Source organism: Methylomicrobium lacus LW14, assembly GCF_000527095.1.
Taxonomy (GTDB): domain Bacteria; phylum Pseudomonadota; class Gammaproteobacteria; order Methylococcales; family Methylomonadaceae; genus Methylomicrobium; species Methylomicrobium lacus.
The window spans coordinates 1,798,289-1,815,993 of sequence record NZ_AZUN01000001.1 but is presented as its reverse complement, the minus strand read 5'-3'; the positions used below and the strand labels follow the sequence as shown (position 1 = coordinate 1,815,993).

At 53.3% G+C, this 17,705-nt stretch carries 19 protein-coding genes; 11 read left to right on the top strand and 8 right to left on the bottom strand.

The window, feature by feature from the left end:
* The first annotated feature begins 103 nt into the window (after window positions 1-103).
* Both METLA_RS0108205 and METLA_RS0108200 read left to right on the top strand, forming a co-directional pair.
* Window positions 104-1,300, top strand: a complete 1,197-nt coding sequence (locus METLA_RS0108205) for a YfaP family protein (protein ID WP_198408460.1) — start codon at window positions 104-106, stop codon at window positions 1,298-1,300.
* The gene (locus METLA_RS0108200; protein ID WP_051459761.1) at window positions 1,300-2,454 is read left to right on the top strand and encodes a polysaccharide deacetylase family protein; all 1,155 of its coding nucleotides are present in this window, start codon (window positions 1,300-1,302) and stop codon (window positions 2,452-2,454) included. Before METLA_RS0108205 ends, METLA_RS0108200 begins: the two co-directional genes overlap by 1 nt.
* A gap of 248 nt (window positions 2,455-2,702) precedes the next feature.
* Here the strand turns inward: METLA_RS0108200 and METLA_RS0108195 are convergent, their stop codons facing one another.
* The 4 genes from METLA_RS0108195 to METLA_RS0108185 form a co-directional block, all read right to left on the bottom strand.
* Window positions 2,703-3,314, bottom strand: a complete 612-nt coding sequence (locus METLA_RS0108195; RefSeq protein WP_024298081.1) for a hypothetical protein — start codon at window positions 3,312-3,314, stop codon at window positions 2,703-2,705.
* Window positions 3,315-3,538: 224 nt separating this feature from the next.
* A complete protein-coding gene (locus tag METLA_RS23955; protein WP_425411757.1) occupies window positions 3,539-3,733 on the bottom strand; it encodes a KTSC domain-containing protein in 195 nt (64 codons plus the stop codon).
* A 155-nt stretch (window positions 3,734-3,888) separates the two neighbouring features.
* Window positions 3,889-4,083: a hypothetical protein gene (locus tag METLA_RS0108190; protein WP_024298080.1), complete on the bottom strand. Its 195-nt coding sequence runs from the start codon at window positions 4,081-4,083 to the stop codon at window positions 3,889-3,891.
* 394 nt (window positions 4,084-4,477) lie between these two features.
* The gene (locus METLA_RS0108185) at window positions 4,478-4,912 is read right to left on the bottom strand and encodes a hypothetical protein (RefSeq protein WP_024298079.1); all 435 of its coding nucleotides are present in this window, start codon (window positions 4,910-4,912) and stop codon (window positions 4,478-4,480) included.
* A gap of 149 nt (window positions 4,913-5,061) precedes the next feature.
* Here METLA_RS0108185 and METLA_RS23510 point away from each other — a divergent pair, with 149 nt between their 5' ends.
* Complete coding sequence (locus METLA_RS23510; RefSeq protein ID WP_024298078.1) at window positions 5,062-5,454, top strand: phage integrase N-terminal SAM-like domain-containing protein; 393 nt, start codon at window positions 5,062-5,064, stop codon at window positions 5,452-5,454.
* A gap of 263 nt (window positions 5,455-5,717) precedes the next feature.
* Here the strand turns inward: METLA_RS23510 and METLA_RS0108175 are convergent, their stop codons facing one another.
* The 3 genes from METLA_RS0108175 to METLA_RS0108165 are packed head-to-tail and all read right to left on the bottom strand — an operon-like array spanning window position 5,718 to window position 7,805.
* A complete protein-coding gene (locus METLA_RS0108175) occupies window positions 5,718-6,017 on the bottom strand; it encodes an RnfH family protein (protein WP_029646520.1) in 300 nt (99 codons plus the stop codon).
* On the bottom strand, window positions 6,010-6,441 hold the full coding sequence (locus METLA_RS0108170; RefSeq protein WP_024298077.1) for a type II toxin-antitoxin system RatA family toxin: 432 nt from the start codon (window positions 6,439-6,441) through the stop codon (window positions 6,010-6,012). Before METLA_RS0108170 ends, METLA_RS0108175 begins: the two co-directional genes overlap by 8 nt.
* Window positions 6,442-6,443: 2 nt before the next feature.
* Entirely contained in the window at window positions 6,444-7,805 is a 1,362-nt protein-coding gene (locus tag METLA_RS0108165) for a sodium-dependent transporter (RefSeq protein ID WP_024298076.1), read from the bottom strand.
* Between the two features lie 106 nt (window positions 7,806-7,911).
* Here METLA_RS0108165 and smpB point away from each other — a divergent pair, with 106 nt between their 5' ends.
* The 4 genes from smpB to ftsH all read left to right on the top strand — a co-directional run bounded on the left by smpB (window position 7,912) and on the right by ftsH (window position 12,777).
* Window positions 7,912-8,400, top strand: coding sequence for an SsrA-binding protein SmpB (gene smpB / locus METLA_RS0108160; protein WP_024298075.1), 489 nt, complete (start codon window positions 7,912-7,914; stop codon window positions 8,398-8,400).
* A gap of 45 nt (window positions 8,401-8,445) precedes the next feature.
* Window positions 8,446-8,799 carry a HopJ type III effector protein gene (locus METLA_RS0108155; protein WP_024298074.1) on the top strand — a complete coding sequence of 118 codons (354 nt, stop codon included), beginning with the start codon at window positions 8,446-8,448 and terminating at the stop codon, window positions 8,797-8,799.
* A 587-nt stretch (window positions 8,800-9,386) separates the two neighbouring features.
* Window positions 9,387-10,751: a sigma-70 family RNA polymerase sigma factor gene (locus METLA_RS0108150; RefSeq protein WP_024298073.1), complete on the top strand. Its 1,365-nt coding sequence runs from the start codon at window positions 9,387-9,389 to the stop codon at window positions 10,749-10,751.
* 118 nt (window positions 10,752-10,869) lie between these two features.
* Complete coding sequence (gene ftsH / locus METLA_RS0108145) at window positions 10,870-12,777, top strand: ATP-dependent zinc metalloprotease FtsH (RefSeq protein WP_024298072.1); 1,908 nt, start codon at window positions 10,870-10,872, stop codon at window positions 12,775-12,777.
* Between the two features lie 90 nt (window positions 12,778-12,867).
* Here the strand turns inward: ftsH and METLA_RS0108140 are convergent, their stop codons facing one another.
* The gene (locus METLA_RS0108140; protein WP_024298071.1) at window positions 12,868-13,854 is read right to left on the bottom strand and encodes a MerR family transcriptional regulator; all 987 of its coding nucleotides are present in this window, start codon (window positions 13,852-13,854) and stop codon (window positions 12,868-12,870) included.
* A 210-nt stretch (window positions 13,855-14,064) separates the two neighbouring features.
* On the opposite strand from METLA_RS0108140, the gene METLA_RS0108135 reads away from it, so the two are divergent.
* The 4 genes from METLA_RS0108135 (at window position 14,065) to METLA_RS0108120 (ending at window position 17,677) form a co-directional block, all read left to right on the top strand.
* Window positions 14,065-15,159 (top strand): NAD(P)/FAD-dependent oxidoreductase, encoded by a 1,095-nt coding sequence (locus tag METLA_RS0108135; protein WP_245598760.1) that lies wholly within the window; start codon window positions 14,065-14,067, stop codon window positions 15,157-15,159.
* Complete coding sequence (mnmM, locus tag METLA_RS0108130) at window positions 15,134-15,715, top strand: tRNA 5-(aminomethyl)-2-thiouridylate-methyltransferase MnmM (protein ID WP_024298069.1); 582 nt, start codon at window positions 15,134-15,136, stop codon at window positions 15,713-15,715. Before METLA_RS0108135 ends, mnmM begins: the two co-directional genes overlap by 26 nt.
* Before the next feature lie 91 nt (window positions 15,716-15,806).
* On the top strand, window positions 15,807-16,157 hold the full coding sequence (locus METLA_RS0108125) for a DUF2956 domain-containing protein (protein ID WP_024298068.1): 351 nt from the start codon (window positions 15,807-15,809) through the stop codon (window positions 16,155-16,157).
* A complete protein-coding gene (locus tag METLA_RS0108120; protein ID WP_161635398.1) occupies window positions 16,088-17,677 on the top strand; it encodes a S41 family peptidase in 1,590 nt (529 codons plus the stop codon). The genes METLA_RS0108125 and METLA_RS0108120 overlap by 70 nt, the downstream gene beginning before the upstream one ends.
* Window positions 17,678-17,705 lie beyond the last annotated feature (28 nt).

The following is a 17,705-nucleotide window of genomic DNA, read 5'->3' as shown; positions in this document are numbered from 1 at the left end:
AGTGGCTCTGACGCATCTGCTATACTCGGACGGATATTATCCGTTTTTTTTCGGCGGAAAAAATCATTCCAAATCCTTTAATTTAGCGGCAAGGACTCTCTTAATGAATAAAGCTAGGGTGTTGAACCTTTTTAAAACCAGTTCGTTAATCATGCTTGGCGCTGTCAGCGGCAACGCCCTCAGTGCGGTCGATGTGCAAATTCTGAGCGCCACGGTCAAGGATCAGAAGATTGCCGATGCTAGCGCCACCCTGCAAAAAAACGGCGAGCAGTCGGTCAGCGCGGTCAGTAATGCCCAGGGACAGGTCAGCCTGAATACGGCCTATGCCGACGACGCCTCCGCCTTGTTGATCATCAAAAAAACCGGCTATTCCGACTTGGTCGTCAAATGTCCGTGCAATGGCACCACCTATGCGTTGAGCCCGGTGATGAACAATCTCGACGGCATGCGCATCGTGCTGAACTGGGGCGCCGAGCCTCTCGACCTCGATTCGCACACGGTTTATCCGAACAATCATGTCTATTTTTCGAGCATGAGCGGTGCCGACGCCCTGCTCGACGTGGACGACACCACCAGCTTCGGGCCGGAAACGATCACGATCAGCCGCAAGCACGATGGCGAACGCTATGTCTATGCGGTGCATAATTATTCGGATGGAAAAAACCCGGAATCGGCGACCTTGTCGAAGAGCAACGCCAAAGTGTTCGTTTATGTCGGCCAGACCCTGATCCGGACCTATTATGTTCCGACCGACAAGGTCGGCAATCTCTGGACGGTGTTCGCGGTGACCGAGGGCGGCGAGTTCCAGGATTTCAATACGATCAAGGGCGTGACCAGCGAGGCGCGCCTGCAAACCTCCGAGTTTCAAGGCGTGATCGACCAGAGCACCGCGCAAGCCGTCAGCTACAGCGCCGCCAGCCAGGACAGCGCCAAGGAACTCAATACCCAGGGCGAAGCCGCCTATCATGCCGGCAAGCTGGATGAGGCGATACGGCTGTATCAAAGCGCGATCGAACAGAACGGTAATTATGGACAGGCTTATAGCAATCTCGGCCTGGCCTTCCAAAAAGCCGGCCGCGTGGCCGAGGCGATGTGGGCGAACCGCAAGGCGATCGCCTTGGCCGACGGCACCACCGCACCGGTCGTGCGCGCCAGTTCGCATTTCAACAACGCCAAGATTTACGAGGCGGCCGGCCAATGGCAGGACGCGCTGCGGGAATATCAATATGCCAAGGCCGAAAAAGCCAACCCGGCGTATGACAAGGGCATCAAGCGCATGCAAGAAAAGGGAGCCAAATGATGCGCCGCCCTAAACCCTTATTGCTGACACTGTCTTCGCTGCTATTGCTGGGCTTTTCAACGCATACGGGCGCGGCGGGACCGGCGCAGGTCGCCAAGGCCGACCCGCATCTTTGGCTGGAGGCCGTCAATTCGCCGGCCGGGTTTGACAAGGCCTCGCGTGCGTCGATTTTGGCGTATGCACTGGCCTTGCAGGACATGCAGAAGCTGTCGGACAGCGACATGCTGACAGCATTTAAGATCAAGAGCGTCAACCGGGCGTCGGTGGCAAAATGGCTGAGCCAGGAATTGAAAAATACGCTCGCTAATTATCAACATGCGGCGGAAACGTGCGCCGAAGCCGATTGGACTTGCGTGGGCGACACCGAAACCTCGCAGGCATTGCTCGACAAGGCGGCCGACGCAAACGGCAAGCTGCCGCCGCCGCTTCGGGCCTGGCGCGCCAAGTTGGATGGCTTTACCCATGCCTATCTTGCCGAACAATTGCGCCTTGCCGCGTTATTTCCGAAGGTCAGCAGCGAGATCGACCGTTTCAGCGACCGGGAATGGACGGGCGACAGCTTGCCCGATCGCCAGTTCTTTTTGAGCTTTGACGACGGTCCTTCCGCCCCGAACGGAAACAGCGACGACACCCTGGCGATGCTGAAAAAACAGGGCAAGAGCGCCGTCTTTTTCGTATTGGGCGAAAATCTGAAAAAACGCGTCGACCGAACCAAGGCGGCGACGGTGGCTTCGCTCTATCAAGGCCAGTGCGTCGCCTCCCACGGCTGGGAACATCAATCGCATGCCAAATGGGGGCAATGGCAGGATTCGATCAAAAGAACGCAAGCCCTGTTGCAGGATACGCTCGCTGAAAAACAGGTGATGCCGTTGTTTCGGCCGCCTTATGGACAACGCAAAGCGGACAGCGGCGCGTTTTTTGAAGCCCAGGGATTGCATGTCGCGCTATGGAATCTGGATTCGCAGGACTGGAACAGCCATGTCACGCCCGACGATATCCAGAGCCGCATGCTGACGCTGATGCTGATCAAGCGGCACGGGGTCATGCTGTTTCATGACGTTCATCCGAAGGCGAAAACGGCGTTGCCGGTCTTGTTCGAGGAAGTCGGCGGCGCCGTGGCATGGGGCGATTGCGCCCAGTTACGGCAGTTCTGATGAGGTCTTGATTGGCGCCTTTGATTCGGGATGAGCCAAGGGTGCGCACTTAGAGCCGGACGGGATATGCATCCCGTCCGTAATGTTTTAGCGTGTCTTGGACATGCAAGCTACGTTGTAAGGGAACAGTCTTCAAACGTTTGGGACGGGGTTGCAAACCCCGTCCCGCTCAGGGGCGGAATCGAGGGCTGTGCGGCTTCGATTTTCCTCGATTTCGCGAAGCTCCATCGAGGCTACCTTGCTTTTTGTTAGTCCCATCTTAGCCCAAAACTTTTGTCAAGAATATAGAATATAACATCAGTGTCCTTGCTTAAGGAGAATTGAGGAATTGTAGTTAGCGTTGCTTCACGCTTGATGCGCTGGAAAATCGTCCAATCTTTGGGTCTAAGTTCGATGAATCCAGCTCCCTTCATGAATGAACTGGATTGAACATAGAAATCTTTATTTTTGAAAACTATTTTTTTTTCGGTAGGATAGAAATTACAGCCACCATACTTAAAGTAACCGCCCTGCGTAACTTGACTCATGTAAAATTGTAGACGCTGAGCAAATGTCTTTTGGGCTAAAAATTGATAGAGCGCGCTCAAATGTTCAATTTTTTCTTTCATCATAGAAGCGTACTTTTCTGAAAACTCTAGTTTGATCGTAGTTCCATCGATTAAGTATATATAAAGGATAAATTCATTAAGTCTTGAATATTCAGCAAGAACAGTAACAGTTGTAAATTGTGTAATAACCCTAGAGAAATGAAGATGGGTTATTTCTGAGAATGTATGTCGCTTACCTTTGTATATTAGCGAGTCCTCATGAAGTTGAAAGTCCTCATACTGCTTTTCTTCACTGTTTTTCCAAAAAAACATTCACTTCTCCTGCTAAAACTTACAGTTCAAATTATGAACACGGTTTTCAAGCTATCAAACTAAAATCTTCCTAACGTTTGAGTTAAACTGCGTGTGGAGGCGGGCGTAGTCCATGTGGGGCAGATGCCGTTAGACGATCTGCCAATCAGCAGCCATCCTCCGGTGGGTACCGTAGCCGCGTTCCACCTTACGCGGGTTCTTAGATGAAATTGAGAACGACACATTCAACAGCGATACCTGTCCCGTATGTGGTTGTCGTAATATACGCCTTTAGAACTTGCGGACAAAAGGCCATCAAATACATTCTGAGGAACACGGCAAAACGTGTAGGTGTTGCCCTGCTTGAATCGGATATACATCTGCAACGTACTTGGGTCGTAGCCTACGGCGCTGATTGCTCTTGATCTTACTGGGATCATTTGCATGGATTCCTCCCATAATTTTTGCCAGGAAATTTTTATCGTGTCTGACCCTTTTATTTCTTTTATTTTTGTCTTGGACATGCAAGCTAAGTTGTAAGGGAACAGTCTTCAAACGTTTGGGACGGGGTTGCAAAACCCCGTCCTGCTCAGCCCTATTCTCCAGGATTCCATGCTATCCGGTATCGCTTCTCTTTGCGCGAGTGCAGACTATCTTCATCGACAAGATACTCCTTTGTCCCAAGCAGAGAATCTATTGTGAGAAGCCTTTTTTTATATCCGGCCATTTCCAGTTTTCTGGACTCACTTTTCACTTCTTGTTCGGTCAGGTTATCTTTTTTCTTTATCACAGCTATCCACCTTTCAATTACACCGCGCTACACACCTGCCGTGTGCGGCAGCGCAATTAGCAATACACTGGCCGTCGCCTTGGCAAGATGCTATACACATACCCTGCTCACTGGCGCAATCACCCATACATTGGCCGACATCGTTTCGTGCAATAAGTATTGCCTCCAAAGATTGATTAGAGCTTTTTGTGGTAATTATTGTGCTGCCTGAATCTGCTACCGCACTTAAGCTAACAACTAGGATTAACGCACTAATGATGTTTTTCATGGTGTTATTTCCTTTCGTATATGTGGTAAGAAGTGGCGCTACCACGTCACCTAACGCCAGTTTAACCTGACGCAATAAGCAGGGCGTAGCTTACGAAACCCTGCTTATTGCGGTCAGGTTGAAATATTAGTTAGCCTTTACCTTTTCAATGTTTGACTTCCAGAACTCAAGAACAAGTCTCGCCATTGATAGAGCAGAAAGCTCTAAACCTGAAAAGCGACCCTCATCCATATTGAAACTTATATAAATATGCTCTCCAGATACACCTGATTCATCTGGCCACGGGTCAGTATGGAGAAGCATGTTTGTGACTGACTTATGCCTTCTATCCGATACTTCAAAATGCTTTGCGCCATTTGCAATATGCGAAACCACCTTGAGTAACTCATTTTCTTTTTTAATGGATTTTTTATTAATCCAATCAGGTATATGCTCTGCTGTGATAAAAAAGTCAAAAGCAGCATATACGTCTGAAGGAGATTTCTCTATTCTTTCAAGATCGTGCCTTAGTTTCTCCAGCAAATCGTCAGCATTTTGAAGTTTTGGCGTAAAACCTTTCATTGATTTCTTTAGGCTAACTAAAATTAGACCCCAAAAAAAGACCTAAAAATTTATGGAGTCAGTCTGCTAAATATCTAGGCGCGACTATAATTCAAACAATATCATAAGGCAAATAAATTTTAGTGCACCCAACATAGCGCCGATCAAGCATGATAAACACACCCGACCCAACCAAACCGCCAAGGCTATTGGACCAAGTTGTCTCTAGAATGCGGGTTAAGCACTACAGCCTGCGTACCGAGACAAGCTATGTCGATTGGATAAAATGCTATATAAGGTATCACGGTAAGCGGCATCCCAAGGATATGGGGGCTGCGGAAGTCGAGGCATTTTTAACGCATCTGGCGGTCGAGCGTAATGTTTCTGCCAGTACGCAAAATCAGGCGAAATGTGCGCTCCTGTTCCTTTATAAAGAAGTATTGGGAGTCGATTTGCCGTGGCTGGATAACGTGACGCAAGCGAAGGCGCCAAAGCGTTTGCCGGTGGTGCTGACGCAGTCCGAGATACAGGCGGTCATCAGCCGTTTGGGGCACTGCCATTGAGTTAAGGGAAAACACCCTCTCCCTCCGTACCCACAGGACACAAAGGAGAAGGGACCGGCCATTCATCAACCCGAAAGATGAAGCTCGTCTGTGGGAGCGACGCCCACGTCGCGACTTGAGGCTTTAATCGCGCGTGGGCGTCGCTCCCACCAATCGCCTATCGATTTTCAACCGCTTGGATGGGCTGATTTACACGCATGTGCTGAACACGGGCGGCAAGGGTGTGACAAGTCCTCTCGATAATCTATAGCCGGATGCGACAGCTATTTTTTGACCGCCCGCTGTCTCCTGGCATCCTTTGGATCATGTAGTAACGGCCGGTAAATTTCGACCCGGTCGGCCGGCTTCAGCGCCTGATCGAGGCTGCAAACCTTGCCGAAAATGCCGACCGGATTGACCGCCAAATCGATGTCCGGAAAATGCGTTAAAAATCCCGAAGCCTCGATCGCCTGCTGCACCGTCGCGCCGTCTGGCAATTTCAAGGTGACCAAGGCCTGCACGCCGGGGGTCGCGTAGGCGACTTCGACGATCAAGTCGCCGGCGCCATGATTGTGGTTAGCCATAAACCACCTTGGCGCGCTCGGTAAACGAGGCGACCATCGTATTGCAGATTTGATTGAACACGGCGCCGAAGGCCAGGCTGGCCAACGCGCCGGGCATTTCGAACTCCAGATCGAGCGAAATCTTGCTCGCATCCTCGCGCAGCGGCATGAAATTCCAGACGCCTTCGAGGTGGGAGAAAGGGCCTTCGAGCAGCGAGACGGTGATCTTGCCGCCGGGATCGATTGTGTTCCGGGTCGAAAACGCTTTTTTGAAGCCGCCCTTCGCAATGATCAATTCGGCTTCGACGATATCGCCCTCGCGCTTCAAGATCCGGCTGCCGGAGCACCAGGGCAAAAATTTCGGGTAAGACTCGATGTCGTTGACCAGATCGAACATTTGTTGCGCCGAAAATTTGACCAGGGCGCTTTTTTGTATGACGGTCATACTCAGAGGACTCCGACCACGTGCAGAAACACCAGGAACACCGCCGCCGGCGCGACATAACGGACCAGCAGCAGCCAGAGCTTGAACCAGAGCGTGTGGCCGAGATTCAATTCCTGCTCGCTATGCCGATGGTGCATGATCCAGCCGGAAAATACCGCGATGCAGAAGCCGCCGACCGGCAGCATGATATTCGCGGTCAGATAATCGATCAGATCGAAAAAGGTCCGCTCGAACAATTTGACTTCGGACCAGATATTGAACGAAAACACCGTGCCGAGACCCAACGCCCAGGCGACCAATCCGGCCTGTACGCAGGCTTTCTCGCGGCTGTAACCTTTACTTTCGACCAGCCAGGCGACCGCCGGCTCGATCAGCGCGATCGACGAGGTTAAGGCCGCAATCGCCAGCACGATGAAAAACAGCACGCCGAAAAACCAGCCGCCGGTCATCGAGCCGAACGCGATCGGCAGCGTCTTGAAGATCAGGCCGGGGCCGGAATCGGGGTGCAGGCCGTGCGTGAATACCAGAGGGAAGATGATCAGGCCGGCGAGCAGCGCGACGAAGGTGTCCGCCGCCGCGATGATGATCGCTGTCTTCGTGATCGATATATTCGGCGATAAATAAGAACCGTACACCATCACCGCGCCCATGCCGAGGCTTAAGGTGAAAAACGCCTGGCCCATCGCGGTCAGCACCGACGCGCTGGTCAATTTGCTGAAATCGGGTTTGAACAGGAATTGGAGTCCTTCGAAATAGCCGCTGGTGCTCATCGCATAGCCGAGCAGTAAAACCATCAGAGCGAACAGGCTCGGCATCAGATAGTGCACGGCTTGCTCCAGGCCGTTGTTGACGCCGCGCACCACGATCAGCAACGTCGCCATCATGAACAGCGAATGCCAGAAGATCAGGCGCACAGGATTCGAGATGAAGTCGTCGAAGATCACTTTGACCGCCGCGGCGTCCGCGTCGAAGAAGCTGCCGGTGAAGGCTTTCAACACATAGGCGGTGGACCAGCCCGCGATCACGCTGTAATAGGACAGGATCAACAAGCCGGCCGCGACGCCCATCCAGCCGAGATAATGCCAGTTCTTGTCCGCGCCGGCTTCCTCGGTCAAAATTTCCATCGTGGTGATCGGGTCCTGGCGGGTGCGGCGGCCGAGCATCGTTTCGGCCATCATCAGCGGTATCCCGATCAACGCGACGCACAACAGGTAGACCAGCACGAAGGCGCCGCCGCCGTTCGCGCCGGTAATATACGGAAATTTCCAGATATTGCCGAGGCCCACCGCGGAGCCTGTCGCCGCGAGAATGAAGGCCAAGCGCGATGACCATTCGCCGTGAATCGATTTTTTCGCATTCGTCATGAAAGTGCCTGTCGGATTCTATATAAAAAACACTGGATCGAGTTTAATCGAGTAAAATAACAAATTTATTGTTTTACGTCAGTCGAAAAATTACAATCCGCCCACCATGGCCGATAAAAAATCCAAAAAGAACAAGAATCAGCAAAATAATACGATCGCGGTCAACCGGCAGGCGACGCACGAATATTTTATCGAAGAACGTTATGAAGCCGGAATCGTGCTGGAAGGCTGGGAAGTCAAGAGTCTCCGCGACGGCAGGGTGCAGCTGAAGGAAAGCTATGTGACCTTAAGGCGCGGCGAGGCCTGGCTGGCCGGTGCGCACGTCTCTCCGCTGTTGTCCGCGTCGACGCACGTGAAGCCCGAAGCGGTGCGCGCGAAAAAATTGCTGTTGAACCGTCATGAGCTGAACAAATTGATCGGTTCGGTCGAGCGCAAAGGCTACACCATCGTGCCGCTGTCGATGTATTGGAAGCATGGCCGCGCCAAGCTCGAAATCGGCCTCGCCAAGGGCAAGCAGTTGCACGATAAACGCGCCAGCTCGAAAGACCGCGATTGGGAGCGCGAAAAAGGGCGCATCCTGAAACACGGTGGTTGATCGCCTTGACTTAACTCTGTACCTTGCCCTGAGCCCAACACTTCAATGTCCCTCCCCGAATTCCTAGAAAAAATTAAGAACAACGACCCGGTTGACTTCCAGGAGACGATCGCGGTGCTCACCGAGCACTACGATTATCACCCGGCCGAATTCCGCAACGGACTCGGCGAGCACTGTCTGGTCAATTCGGCGGGCGTGAATGAAGGCTCCTGCAAGATTTTCGCCTTTGCGTTGCTGCACGATCTGGACAAGCAGCAAACCTTGAACTTATTCGGCGACTTTTATCGCGTCGATGTCCTTGGCGATCCCGAAGGCAATAGCCATCAAAATATCCGCAATTTCATCAAATACGGCTGGGAAGGCATTGAGTTCGAAGAAATGCCGCTGGAAGAAAAATAGTTCGGTCATTCCCGCTTCGCTCTACCTCTCCCTGCGGTTGGGTTAGCCCGCCATACCCGCGTCATTCCCCGGTGCCCTCAAGGGCTAAGGGGAGATCACTTCCCGAAATCCAGCCTCATCGTTGCATCCTGAACCGTGGCGCGGGTTCAGGATGCAGAGCGAGCGGAAGCCAAGCCTTAAAGCGCCTTGACCGGACCCGTCATGGCTCCGATTTTCCTGGGCATTTAAATAAATTGCGATAATACCGGTGTTGTACAGTTTTTGTATAAATATATTTTGACAGGGATTGTGAATATTGCTACATTGCGATCACCTGCCATTGATCGTCAAGCGATGAAGCCGGCCTTAAATAAACTAATTTATCAAGATGTTGTCTTACATGAGATGAGACGAAAATTCGACGAACTGCGCATCGCGTTGTCTAGTATGCTGAATAATTCTTGTAAAGGTTTTAGTCGGCAAGAGCCTGTTCGGGATGCTGCGGTAAAAATAAAAGGGATGACTTTTATTTGGCGTCAAACGCTGTGTTTTCGCCTATTGGAATGCATCAATCACGATTCCAAATGGCGTGTTGGGAGGATTGGCAAATGGCTGTCACGATAGTAAAAAAATATCCTTCGACGTCGCTAGAGGATATTGACCCGGAAAGCGGTAATACATTGCTCGAGCGGATGCCGGACTTTGCGGCATGCGCCGGCGTCGATGCGGCAGATTCTAATTTATCGCTTGCGAGGCGCTTGCGGATCTGTAAGACGGATTTGGTCAATGTCTTGGCCCAATCCCCCCTGGCGCCGCTGTGGCTGCTGCAAGAGCGTGAACAACACAGTGACAAGGAGGTCGCGGAACCGCCGGCAGAACCCGGGGTGTCCGCCGAGCCGGCGTCGCCTCTGGACCTCATCCGGCAATGCTATCAGCGAGCTGCGATAGAGAAGACGGAGGGCGATGTCGGGCGGAACGCTGAGAGCATGGTAGAAGCCTTGCAATGTTTTCCTTTCACGTTTAACGACCTTACGCAGCTCGTTGATCTGCATTGTTACGCCGGTAGGCACCCGCAAGAGCCCAATGCCCAAGTCCGCGAGCGAATCGCACGCATCGCCGCTCATCTGGGCGCCGGTTTTGATCGGGTTCTCGCATTGCATCAGCAGCATGACGGCAGGCAACTTCGGCATTTTTCCTCGGGCCAAGACAGCCGGCAGCACCTTGCCGATCTGGTTGCGGCGGAACGCGCCTGGCTGGAATCCCGCCAACAACTGGTGAGCGCCAACGGGGGGTTGGTGCTGTTCATCGCGAACCAATACAAGGGCAGTTTCCTGGATTTTGACGATCTGGTTCAGGAAGGGCAGACCGGGTTGTTGAAAGCGGCGGACCGCTACGATTACCGGCTCGGCTTCAAATTTTCGACCTATGCCGGTTATTGGATACGGCAGGCGATTTCCAGATCATTGTCCCGCAGTGAACGGGTGGTCAGGATTCCGTGCGGACAAGTCGGCCTGATCAACAAATTTTTTCGCGACCGGGAGCAATTGCTGGCGCGGACCGGAAAGGAACCCTCGTTGCAGGATTTGGCCGAGCATACCGGCCTTTCACCCGCTGAAATCAATGCGATTCTGGCGATGTCTCAATCCGCGGTGCCTATCGAGTCTTCGTCGGAAGACGATGACGAGACGTTTGCGCCGATCGATTTTCTCGAACAGGATGTTTTCGCTTCCGCTTTCGGCATCCTGGCGCAGTCCGATCTTGCGCGCCTGATCGAGCAAGCGCTTAAGATACTGAATCCCAGGGAGGCCAAAATCATCTGCGAACATTTCGGCGTCGATAGCGAACGGGAGTTGACTTTGAAGGAAATCGGCCTGGAATTGAATCTGACGCGCGAGCGCGTCAGACAGATAGAAGTCGCGGCGCTAAACAAAATCAAACGGCTTTATGGCGAGCATTTGAGTAGTTTTCTGTAAAATGTATTTGCTGGACTTGAAAAAACCAAGGATCATACCTAATTAATTGATTAAAACACTAGGTTTTTAAATCGCCAAAGAAGAACCTACACATGCTAAATGGTCAGGAGAGATAAAAATGAAGATGAATCTATACAACCTGCTGCTCTGGTCGATCCTGATCACCGGTTTGCTATTGGTTTTCAACCGCTTTAATGCGCCGCCGCCGGCGATGGACAGCATCGCTTATTCGGATTTTCTCGGCAAGGTCAAGATGAAGCAGATTACGCGCGTCGAGATCATGGGCGATCAAGTCAAGATACGCACGAATGACGGTCAGGATCTGGAAACGATCAATCCGGGCGATCCGCACATGATCGATGATTTGTTGTCCGCCGGCGTGCAGATCCGCACCGTCGCGCCGCCAAAGCAGTCGTTCCTGATGCAGATCTTCGTGTCCTGGTTCCCGATGCTGCTGTTGATTGCGGTCTGGGTGATCTATATGCGGCGGCAGCAGGCCGGCGGCGCGGGCAGTTTCGGCAAAAGCAAGGCCAAACTGCTTGAGGAAGACAAGCGCACGATCCATTTTGCCGATGTGGCCGGCTGCGAGGAAGCGAAGGAAGAAGTCGTCGAAGTGGTCGATTTTCTGTCCGACCCGCAAAAATTCCAGAAGCTCGGCGGCCAGATTCCGCGCGGCATTCTGATGGTCGGGCCTCCGGGCACCGGTAAGACCCTGCTGGCCAGAGCGATCGCCGGCGAAGCGGGCGTCAAGTTCTTCACGATTTCCGGTTCCGACTTCGTCGAAATGTTCGTCGGCGTCGGCGCCTCGCGGGTGCGCGACATGTTCGCGCAGGCGAAGGAACACGCGCCGTGCATCATCTTCATCGACGAAATCGACGCGGTCGGCCGCCAGCGCGGCGGCGCGGGTTTCAGCGGCGGCAACGAGGAACGCGAGCAAACGCTGAACCAGTTACTGGTCGAGATGGACGGCTTCAACGGCAACGAAGGCGTGATCGTGATCGCGGCGACCAACCGCGCCGACGTGCTCGACAAAGCCTTGCTGCGCCCCGGCCGCTTCGACCGTCAGGTCAATGTCGGTCTGCCGGATGTGAAAGGCCGCGAGCAAATTTTGAACGTGCATATCAAGAAAGTGCCGGCCGCGGCCGATGTTGAATTGAAATACATCGCGCGCGGCACGCCGGGCTTCTCGGGCGCGGATCTCGCCAATCTGGTCAATGAGGCGGCGCTGTTTGCGGCGCGTTCGAACAAGCAGGAAGTCACGATGGGCGATCTCGAAAAAGCCAAGGACAAGATCCTGATGGGCGCCGAGCGCCATACGATGGTGATGACCGAGGAAGACAAGCGCCTGACTGCTTACCACGAAGCGGGGCACTGCATCGTCGGCCAGCTGTCGCCGGATCATGACACGGTCTATAAGGTCAGCATCATGCCGAGAGGCAATGCTCTGGGCGTCACGATGTTCCTGCCCGAACGCGACCAGTACAGCGCCAGCAAGCGCAAGCTCGAAAGCCAGATCGCCAGCCTGTTCGGAGGCCGCATCGCGGAATTGATGATCTACGGCGGCGACCGCGTCACCACCGGCGCCTCGAACGACATCGAACGAGCGACCGAACTGGCGCGCAACATGGTCAAGCGCTGGGGTTTTTCGGACAAGCTCGGGCCGCAGGTTTATGGCGAGGAAAGCGGGCAGCCGTTCATGGGCTATTCGTCGCCGGGGTCCTCGTTTTCGAACGAGATCGCGCATCAGATCGACGATGAAATCCGCGCGTTGATCGACCGCAACTACCAGCGCGCCGAAAAGCTGTTGCAGGACAATATCGAAATTCTGCACAAGATGGCCGATGCGCTGATGAAATGGGAAACGATCGACAAGGCTCAGATCGACGATTTGATGGCCGGCCGCGATCCGCGTCCGCCGATGGACGATCACGATACGACCGGACGAACTGACTTGCAAAAGCCGGACAAAGGCGATGATAAGACCGTCAATATCAATAAGCCTAATAAGCCGGTCGGACAGGTTTGAGGTGCGCTCATTGAGGGGGTGGTGATCACCCCCTTTTTTTTGTCCCGAATTTTTAATCGGGTAAGGTTTTCTTGCGGCGCGGGAACGCTGCTAAACCGCTGTTTCCTGAGCAGGAATTTTGTCTTTCTGATTCTCCAGTCCGTCAAGATAGCGCCGAAAATGCGCTAGGCTTTCAATTTTGACCACGCCGACTTCATTCAGCACCGTTTCGTAATAGGGGGCGGCGCGTCCCCCGACAATCAATGCAATCTCGTAGCCGAGCAGTTTGCGCAGTCTTCTGAGTTCTTTTTGCACCACGTGATCATCTGAGCTGAAACTGATGCTGATCGTGACCGCCGCCGCATCGGTGAATTTCACCGCGGCCGCGATTTCTTCGGCCGGCAGATTCGGGCCCAAATAGGTGACTTGCCAGCCTTTCAGTTCGGCGATGATCGCGGCCAGCAGCGCGCCCAGTTCGTGTAATTGGCCGAGCGGCGTCGTGACGACCATCCGGGGCGCCGTAGGGGAGCAGGGCGTATTGTTGCGCAGGATATAGGTCAGGGACCGGATGATAGACGATGCCATGTGTTCATGCACCGGTCGCAGTTCGCCGGTTTTCCAGCGTTCGCCGATCAGGGTCAGCAAGGGATCGAGCAAATCTTCGATAAAGTTCTGGATGCCGAGTTCGACGATCGCGTTCTCGAACAGCGATTCGAGCGTTCTGGCGTCGAAGGCGGTGACTTCCGCATAGCATTTTTGGATGTACGCTTCCGCGAGCGATTTGATGTCGTTGCCGGCTAGAAGGAGAGGGCGCTTTGCCGGCGTCGCGGCTTCTTCGGTGTGCAGCAGTTTCCTCAGTTCGTCCAAAGAATAGCGCGCAATGCGGCTGATGCTGTGGCCGTCGCGGGTGGCTTGATTCAATAGCTTCAGCCGGGCAATATCCTGGTCGGTATAGACGCGATGGCCGCCCGCGGTTCGGGTCGGCGCCACCGCCTGATAACGGCGTTCCCAGGCCCGGACCAGTTCGGCTTTGACCCCGGATCGTTTCGAGACGGTGCTGATCAAATAATGCTCTGAATTGTCCTTAATATCCGTCATAGCCGCCTGTTTGTCTGCGAAGAAAGCCCGTCATTGGGGTAAAAACCTGGGCCGATCAGGCTGTGCGATGTCATTCTTGCTCACTCAATACGCCGCAAGTCATTGAAAGCCAATGAGACAACGGCCCGGCCAATGGTTTCATTATACCATGACTTGTACAAAACATAGACGGGGTTGTACCCGCGCCAGCAGCCGGAACGGCGGTATAATGTGAGCGATTCTAAAGTATCGGGTAAGGACTTGGCGGAAACAAAAACCATTGATTTCTTGATTGTCGGCTTCGGTCTGGCCGGCGCTTTACTGGCATCGGAATTGATTCGGCGCGGCTGCCGGGTCGTCGTGATAGACCCCGGCGAAAGCAATGCCTCGCAGGTCGCGGCCGGTTTGATCAATCCGGTCACCGGCCTGCGTTTCGTCAAGACCGCCGAGATCGAGCAGCTATTGCCGGCCGCCAAGGCGTGTTACGCGGCTTTGGCGGAAGTGTTCAAGCGCCCGTTTTATGTCGAAAAACCGATGTGGCGACTGTTGCGCTGCGAGCAGGAAGTCGCTCAATGCCGAAAACGTTTGGGCGATCCCGCTTATCGGGACTATCTGGGCGGCATTGCCCAGCCTTTGGAGCGGGACGATGTGTTGGGCTGCCTGGAACAAAAACAGACCGGCTATCTGCTGACGCGGCCGTTATTGTCCTGCCTGCTGGACTATTTTCGCGCCCATTCGGCCTACCGGCAGGCGTATTTTGATTACCGCGATCTGACTTTTGATCCGGTATTGCAATGGCAGGAATTTCGTCCCCGCCGGATCATTTTTTGCGAAGGTTTCCGCGCGCGCGAAAATCCCTGGTTTTCGTGGCTGCCCATGCGGCCGGCGAAAGGCGAGATTTTGACGCTGGAGCACGCCTTGCCGATACCCGACCGCTTATTCAATGACGGCCACTGGCTCCTGCCTGTCGGCAGCGGCCGGGTTCGTCTGGGCGCGACTTTCGACCGCGAAAACGTCGACAGACCAATCACCGAGCAGGCCAAAGCGGAACTGCTCGCGGCGGGCGAACGCATCTTTCCGGGCTTGAAGCACGCCAAGCTGATCGCGCACGAGGCGGGCGTCCGCCCCTGCACGGAGGACCGGCAGCCGTTCATCGGCAAGCATCCGAAGTTGTCGCAACTCCATATCTTCAACGGCTTCGGTGCGAAGGGCAGCGTGCTGATTCCCTGGTATGGCCGCCGCTTTGCCGACTCGCTATTAACAGGCGAAGTCTTGCCCAAATCCTGCGACATAGCGCGTTATGAGAGAACGCATTTCCCTGGTTGATAAGGCTCATGAACTGATCGGCGCCCGTCTGCGTCCCGGCGCGCTCGCCATCGATGCGACGGTCGGCAACGGCCATGACACGCTGTTTCTGTTGCGGCAGGTCGCACCGGGCGGCAGGGTTTACGGTTTTGACATTCAACGCTCCGCGCTGGAGTCCGCCGAAGCCAAAGTCAAGGAGCCTGCGTTGCGCGCTTGCCTGACCTTGTTTCATGACAGCCATGCCGGACTGCTTGAGCGGATACCCAAGACCGATCACGGCGCGATCGCTGCGGTGATGTTCAATCTCGGTTATCTGCCCGGTGGCGATAAAGCCGTGATGACCCAGGCCGATTCGACGCTGGCCGCGCTTACGGCGGCGAGCCGATTGCTGAGTCCAGGCGGCATCCTCACGATCGAGGCCTATCCCGGCCATCCCGGCGGCGCGCAGGAGACCGATCAGGTCGGGCGCTGGTGTGAAGCCCTGAACCCCGAACGCTTCAAGGTTGAAGGGATCGATGCGAAACCGAACGCTGCTGCGGCTCCCAGGCTGTTTGCGGTGACCCGGAGCAGCGCGTAATGAATTTTGTCCGTCGCCGATTTTTTGCAGTATGATCACCTATTTCGATGCGCAAGGAATGCGTTGATCCCATCAGACTCTCGATACCCTCATGGCCAATAAACCGAATTATCAAAAACCGTCGCCGCAAACCCAGGAAGATGCGCTGAAAATCGCGCGAGCCACGCAGCGCCCGGCGCAGACCAAAGAACAGACCAAGCTGATCGCCCAGGGCATCCAGAAAGGCATCGATCTGTATAAAAAACAGCAAAAAGAAAAAGCTAGGGAATTGAGCAAGAGGTTGAAGAAAGCCTCGCGGCAAACCGAGTCATCGGAGCAGACGGACGATTCGCCAATCGAAGCAATGATCGTTTATCGGCAGCATTGGCTGCCGTGGCTGTTGCTCGGGCTGACCTGGGCGGGGGGCGCTATTTACTGGCTGATCGGGCCGAAAATGCTTTGAGTCTCAATATTTGGGCTCAAAGCCGCCGTGTAAATGATGTAAATCGGTCAGTTTTTTTTCTGCCGAAAAAAGTAAATCAAATACCTAAGATGACATTCATTGAACAACAGCACCACGATATTTTTCTATTATCTGCGCTAAAAAAGCGGTTACAGGCGGGCTCGTATCTAGGACTAGTCGGCCTAATCTCCTGTACTTTAATATCGTGCGCCTCTTCCACCATTAGCAAGCCTGTATCCGTTCAAAATCGACCTGAGGCGCAAGCGTTATTTGATGGCCTCACGGAAACAATCTCGGTTATTCGGTCGAATTACATTGCGCCAATAGATTTGACAACGTTAATTCAAGCCGCTCGAAATGGAATCTATAAAGACCTCACACTGACGAGATCCTTAAACTTCAGCTTATCTGCTGATTCGTTAAACGGCTTGCAAGAGGAATATTTTTATTTACTCGACAATCACCCAAATTTTCAAGCCAAGGATATTATCAAGTCCGCGATGCTAGGCATTGCTGATTCGATGTATCCTAAGTTAAAACTTGTCGAACAAGCATCAAGCGACGCTCCAATGGCGAAAGTAGGCTTGGTGCTTCAGAAAATAAATGACGACTATGTTATTTCTTCGATAATCAAAGAGTCGCCAGCTCAACGGATCGATCTCAAAAGAGGAGATCGCTTGCTCAAAATCGATGAGCAAATTCTTAGTGATCTGCCGCTTGAGGGCGTGATCGCCAAACTTCAAGGCTTGCCGGATTCCACGGTTCGTTTGACGATTGAACGTGCGGGCAAAGTAGGTGAAATGATTGCGACGCGAGCATTCGTAAATGACGCGCCCATTGAAAGCAATCTTTATTCAAAAGGGATCGGCTATATCCGTATCTCGCGATTCGATTCTCCTGGCAGAGAATTGTTTAGTAAACAAATTTCGACGCTTGGCTCTGCTAATACCGAAACTCTCAAAGGAATTATTATCGATCTTCGCGATAATACTGGCGGTGATTTGAGAGCGATTGTTGAAGTTGCAGACTATTTTTTAGATGATGGTCTTATCTTATCCACCAGTGGGCGATCTGAAGAATCGGAAATGCGTTTTCTTGCATCAGTCAATGGAAATGCTATGAATTCCGGTGTGAAGCTGGCTGTTTTAATCAACGGCCAAACAGCGGCCGGTGCGGAAATGCTTGCGGCTTCCTTGCAGGATCATAGGCGCGCAACCGTGATCGGCACCACCTCCCAAGGCTACAACAAAATATCCACGCTCTTCCCTATGAAAGGAGGGGGCGCAATGATATTGGTAACTGGGGAAATGACACGCCCGAGCGGAAATTTACTTAGCCAGTTTGGCGTGGTACCGAATATCTGTGTCAGTGATGGGACATCAATTGCTCTCGATCCGCAACAATATCAAAGCCCCGAAGCTATTTGGAATGCTTGTCCCGGCGAGACACAAATCTATCCAAATGATGACGGCGATTTTGCTCTCCAGACTGCTGTCAACCTATTGCTTGAAAAGCAATAGGTTTAATTTCTTTTGACTCGGCTGGAAT